We start from the raw sequence: 5069 nt of genomic DNA, 5'->3' as shown, positions 1-5069 counted from the left end.
GCAGCGATAATTTCTGTGGTAAGTTCATTCATGGGGAATGCCTCCTGTGATGTTTTCTGTGGTTACTAAATATCATAAGGGAAGGTATTCCCTATTTCTATACAATTCAGAAATCTTTTATGCATTTACACAAGATATTTTACGCTCTCTTACTTTTTCTAGTGCCTTGAGCATAATCAGAGACAATGTTTTTAGTTGCCCCTCTGTAATAATTCTAGCTAAGTCACTAAATGATAAGTCAGTACGCGTTTGTCTGACCAAAGAAAATCCTGTTCGACTTCAGATGTAGCAACTTCAGAATCTCTGGGAAACTCCTAACATAATAAAAATTATATTTATGATAAGAAGTTTTTCTTTTTACTACTATCCACTTTTAACTAAATTCGCTTCATTTTATAAGATTCTGTACAATCAAGCTAATTCTGTACCGTCTTTAATGATCTCTATACTAATTCTTGTTCAAATCTTTCCAATGCATCTTGCCAGGTTAGTATCTTATAACCAGTTGCTTTAGCCTTATCCAAATTCATCACTGAATGCTGTGGCCGGTAAGCCTTTTGTGGGAATTGTTCAGAAGTAACCGGCGCTACTTCCACATCAGTATCCTTCAAAATTTCCTTCGCAAAGTCATACCAAGTGGCTGTATTATCGTTACTTAATTGATAGGTCCCTGAAGCGGCTTCAGTTTTCACCAGGTGGGCCATAAATTCTGCTAATGTTCGCGTCCAGGTTGGTCGTCCAAGTTGATCATTGACGACTGTCAACTTGTCATGCGTCTTTGCTAAATTCTGCATTGTAAAGACAAAGTTATGCCCAAATTCACCGAAAACCCAGCTAGTCCGAACAATATAGTAATCAGCACCGCTATGACGAACGGCTTCTTCACCAGCCCACTTAGCACGCCCATACTCATTCTTGGGGTTGGCTGGATCATCTTCTAAATATTCACCTTTATTAGTACCATCAAAAATGTAGTCAGTAGAAACATAAACCAATTTAACATCCTGTTCAGCTGCTACTTGGGCTAAATTTTTTGTTCCATCAACATTGACCAGCCAATTGAGGGCTTTGCCTTCATCTTCGGCCTTATCAACTGCTGTGTAAGCTGCGCAATCATATAAGACCACAGGTTGTAGTTCCGCAACCTTAGCTTTGACTGCATCTAGGTTCGTGACATCCAATTCTTTTTTAGTCAGTGCATCAAATGCAATCCCTTGTTCATTTAATAGTCGTTGCAACTCATTCCCCAATTGACCATTGGCACCAACAATCATTACTTTTGACATTTAGAAACCTCCTCCTCTAGCATTTCACACTATTATTGCCCGTTCTTGGCGTAGTTTGATTCAACCTTGCTCTTATCTGCTTGCCACCAGTCTTGATGGTCAGTATACCAATCAATCGTTGCTTTCAAACCAGACCGGAAGTCAGTAAACTCTGGCTGCCAACCTAATTCCGTGCGCAACTTAGTTGAATCGATCGCATAACGTAAATCATGGCCGGGACGGTCCTTAACAACATCATAAGCATCTTTAGGCTGACACATTAATTCAAGAATCATTTCCAAGACGTCCTTATTGTTCATTTCGCCATCGGCACCAATCAGGTAAGTCTCGCCAATCTTACCTTTGGTTAAAATATCCCAAACGGCCGCAGAATGGTCGTTCGTGTGAATCCAGTCACGAACGTTTTTACCACTACCATATAATTTTGGCCGAATCCCACTTAAAATATTGGTAATTTGGCGTGGAATAAATTTCTCAATATATTGATAAGGGCCATAGTTATTTGAACAGTTCGAAATGGTGGCTTGTAAGCCAAACGAACGTACCCAAGCCCGAACTAAAAGATCACTGCTGGCCTTAGACGAAGAGTATGGACTGGAAGGCCTATAACGACTAGTTGGTGTAAACTTCTCGCCAACACCCTCACCATGGCCCGGTAAGTCTTCCCGTAATGGTAAATCACCGTATACTTCATCAGTGGAAACATGGTGGAAGCGTTTATTAAACTTATGTGCGGACTGGATCAGCGTATAAGTCCCGATAATATTCGTTTCGATGAATGGCCATGGATCCTTTAATGAATTATCATTATGGCTTTCAGCGGCGTAATGGACAACCGCGTCAGTTTGTTGCATTAATTCATCAACCAAGGGCGCGTCACAAATGTCACCCACAACTAATTTGACCCGGTCGCCTAGAATTTCTTCCAAGTTGGCCCGATTACCAGCATAAGTTAACTTATCTAACACGGTAATCTTGACTTCGGGATGATGATTATAAACATAGTGAACAAAGTTAGAACCAATAAAGCCGGCACCACCGGTAACTAATAAGTTTTCCATAACGTCTCCTTAAATTTCGCCGTAAACAAACGGATTATTCTGTTCAAATTCTTTGAAAGTCTGTTGTTTGGCATCCTTATCAGAAGTCATAGCTTGATCATAGTCAATAGGCCAGTTAATATTTAAATCTTTATCCATAAAGGTAATACCACCGTCGGCTTCAGCGTTGTAGTAGTTATCACACTTGTATAAGAAATTAACATTATCAGTCAATGTCACAAAGCCATGGGCAAAACCACGGGGGACTAACAATTGACGATGGTTACTTTCAGAGATAATATAGCCCTCCCATTCCCCGTACGTAGGCGAGCCAGCACGAACGTCCACAATAACATCAAGTACGGCACCAGTCACTACGCGAATTAATTTAGTTTGCGCTGCCTTGCCACGTTGAAAATGCAGTCCCCGCAAAACACCCGCTTCCGCTGACAATGATTGATTATCCTGAATGAAATCAAAATCAATGCCAGCTTCTTTGAAATCACGGTCAGAGTAAGTTTCCGTAAAGAACCCCCGCTTATCACCAAAAACTGCTGGTTCAATAATCTTAACATCTTGTAATTTAGTCGTTATTACCTTTAATTTGCCCAAAATTTAAGCCCTCCCAATTAATCTTAATAAGTATTGACCGTAATCATTCTTCTTTAATGGTTGCGCCAATTCATACACTTTATCAGCATCAATATAACCCATTCGATACGCCACTTCTTCTAAGCAAGCCACTTTTAAGTTCTGGCGTTTTTGCACGGTTGCGATAAAACTACTTGCTTCTTGTAATGAGTCATGGGTCCCAGTATCAAGCCAAGCAAAACCACGGCCCATGAGTTCAACATCTAACTCATTATGTTCTAAGTAAACTTTGTTGATATCCGTAATCTCCAATTCACCACGTGGTGATGGTTGAATATTCTTTGCAATATCAACGACTTGATTATCATAAAAATACATTCCCGTGACAGCATAATTACTAGCTGGGTGTACAGGCTTTTCAACAATGGACTTTGCATGCATATTTTCATCAAAGTCAACGACACCAAACCGTTCCGGATCATTGACATGGTAACCAAAGACCGTGGCCCCCTTTGGCTTAGCGCTAGCATGTTGAAGCATCTTAGATAAGCCGCCACCATAATAAATATTATCACCTAAAATAAGACAGACTGAATCATTTCCAATGAAATCAGCACCCAAAATAAAAGCTTCAGCTAAACCGTTCGGCTTTTCTTGGACAGCATAGGATAGATTCAAGCCCAAATCATGACCATCGCCTAACAGTTCTTTGAACCGTGGTGTATCAACAGGTGTTGAAATAACCAAAATATCTTGGATTCCTGCCAACATTAACGTCGATAACGGATAATAAATCATTGGCTTATCATAAATCGGGATCAATTGTTTTGAAATCGCCCGTGTAATTGGATACAGCCGTGTACCGGATCCCCCTGCAAGAATAATTCCTTTCATTTAGAGCCCCCCTGAATAGTTGCTTATTCTAATTATATTTCTATTTTCAAAATATTACTACCTAATGATAGAAGAAACTAACAACATGTGTAAATAGTCAACATTAAATAAAAATTAGATTAAAAATAACTAACTTAAACATTTAACTAATCACTGAAAATTTGGGTAGCGTCAAGAATCTTGTGTAAATGAAATACCTCCGTACATATAATATGTAGTTAATTTAAATAAAGGATGATTCCAGGGTGTCCTGAAGTCCGTTGAATCTGCGATGGATTCGCTTCATGGACTTCTCGTTGTAGACGTTAAACTGAGAAACCAGGAATCGATTCAGTGAATCTTCCGTTGGAAATTGTTCTTTGTGGTTGGGGTTGCGTTTGAGATGCTTGTTAAAGTTCGCAATCAAGTTGGTTGAATACAATGAACCGCTTCTTTTTGGACGGTGTCCCGCTTTAAAGGCAGGTAATTGGCATCTAAGAAGATGGCCGCATATTGCGAAGGCAGTCGCCGTTGCTGGAAAGCTTGAACTTGTTCATCAACGACTTTGGTCATGTTGGAAACCGTGGCTTTGGAGTAATGAGCACCGTACATTTTCTCAATGAGTTAGGCGATTTCGGTGGTGGTAATTCCCTTGGTGTATAGCTGAATAACCGTTGTTTCCAAGCTGTCACTGTGCCGACCGTAGGCTGGCAAGATGTGGTTGTGGAAAATACCATTGCGATCCCGCGGAATGGTTAAGTTGAGTTGACCATACTTCGTATCAAACGAGCGTTCATAACTGCCATTGCGGTTATTTCTAGTGTTAATTCCAGCATACGAGTGGCGCTCATAGCCTAAAAAAGNCGCGGAATGGTTAAGTTGAGTTGACCATACTTCGTATCAAACGAGCGTTCATAACTGCCATTGCGGTTATTTCTAGTGTTAATTCCAGCATACGAGTGGCGCTCATAGCCTAAAAAAGCTGCCAATTCGGTTTGAAGCAGCTGGTTAATCGCAATTTCGAGGTGGTGACGAAAAACTTCGTCCAAATCTTGCTTTTGGGCTAGTGCAGCGATAATTTCTGTGGTAAGTTCATTCCCTAGTTCTATACAATTTAGAAATCTTTTTATGCGTTTACACAAGTTATTTTACGCTCTCTAAAATATAGTTAACTTTCTATTTATTCAGATCTTTCCGCGCGTTTTATAATCAAGTTAGCCAAATACTTTTAGCTAATTGATAAAATAAAAAACACCAAGACAAATCTCTGTTATCATTG

At 39.9% G+C, this 5069-nt stretch carries 5 protein-coding genes and 1 pseudogene; all 6 read right to left on the bottom strand.

All coding sequences use genetic code 11. The annotated features are described in order from the left end of the window. Nucleotides 1–443 precede the first annotated feature (443 nt). Nucleotides 444–1286, bottom strand: coding sequence for a dTDP-4-dehydrorhamnose reductase (rfbD, locus tag ACOV1R_RS15805; RefSeq protein WP_217203433.1), 843 nt, complete (start codon nucleotides 1284–1286; stop codon nucleotides 444–446). A 32-nt stretch (nucleotides 1287–1318) separates the two neighbouring features. Continuing rightward, the gene (rfbB, locus tag ACOV1R_RS15800) at nucleotides 1319–2347 is read right to left on the bottom strand and encodes a dTDP-glucose 4,6-dehydratase (protein ID WP_217203431.1); all 1029 of its coding nucleotides are present in this window, start codon (nucleotides 2345–2347) and stop codon (nucleotides 1319–1321) included. A gap of 9 nt (nucleotides 2348–2356) precedes the next feature. Then, a complete protein-coding gene (gene rfbC / locus ACOV1R_RS15795; protein ID WP_060416961.1) occupies nucleotides 2357–2938 on the bottom strand; it encodes a dTDP-4-dehydrorhamnose 3,5-epimerase in 582 nt (193 codons plus the stop codon). Nucleotides 2939–2941: 3 nt separating this feature from the next. Further along, nucleotides 2942–3811 (bottom strand): glucose-1-phosphate thymidylyltransferase RfbA, encoded by an 870-nt coding sequence (gene rfbA / locus ACOV1R_RS15790; RefSeq protein WP_021730701.1) that lies wholly within the window; start codon nucleotides 3809–3811, stop codon nucleotides 2942–2944. A 223-nt stretch (nucleotides 3812–4034) separates the two neighbouring features. Further along, nucleotides 4035–4217 (bottom strand): hypothetical protein, encoded by a 183-nt coding sequence (locus ACOV1R_RS15785; RefSeq protein WP_424744312.1) that lies wholly within the window; start codon nucleotides 4215–4217, stop codon nucleotides 4035–4037. Nucleotides 4218–4231: 14 nt separating this feature from the next. Further along, nucleotides 4232–4869, bottom strand: a pseudogene (locus tag ACOV1R_RS15780) (transposase); the annotation flags it as partial. Between the last annotated feature and the right edge of the window lie 200 nt (nucleotides 4870–5069).

The sequence above is a fragment of the Lactiplantibacillus sp. YT640 genome, assembly GCF_049745435.1.
Classification (GTDB): domain Bacteria; phylum Bacillota; class Bacilli; order Lactobacillales; family Lactobacillaceae; genus Lactiplantibacillus; species Lactiplantibacillus plantarum.
This window is presented reverse-complemented; position numbering and strand designations above follow the sequence as displayed.

Coding starts and splice junctions, on each gene's coding strand:
- rfbD (WP_217203433.1), bottom strand. CDS start 1,286: ATGTCAAAAGTAATGATTGTTGGTGCCAATGGTCAATTGGGGAATGAG.
- rfbB (WP_217203431.1), bottom strand. CDS start 2,347: ATGGAAAACTTATTAGTTACCGGTGGTGCCGGCTTTATTGGTTCTAAC.
- rfbA (WP_021730701.1), bottom strand. CDS start 3,811: ATGAAAGGAATTATTCTTGCAGGGGGATCCGGTACACGGCTGTATCCA.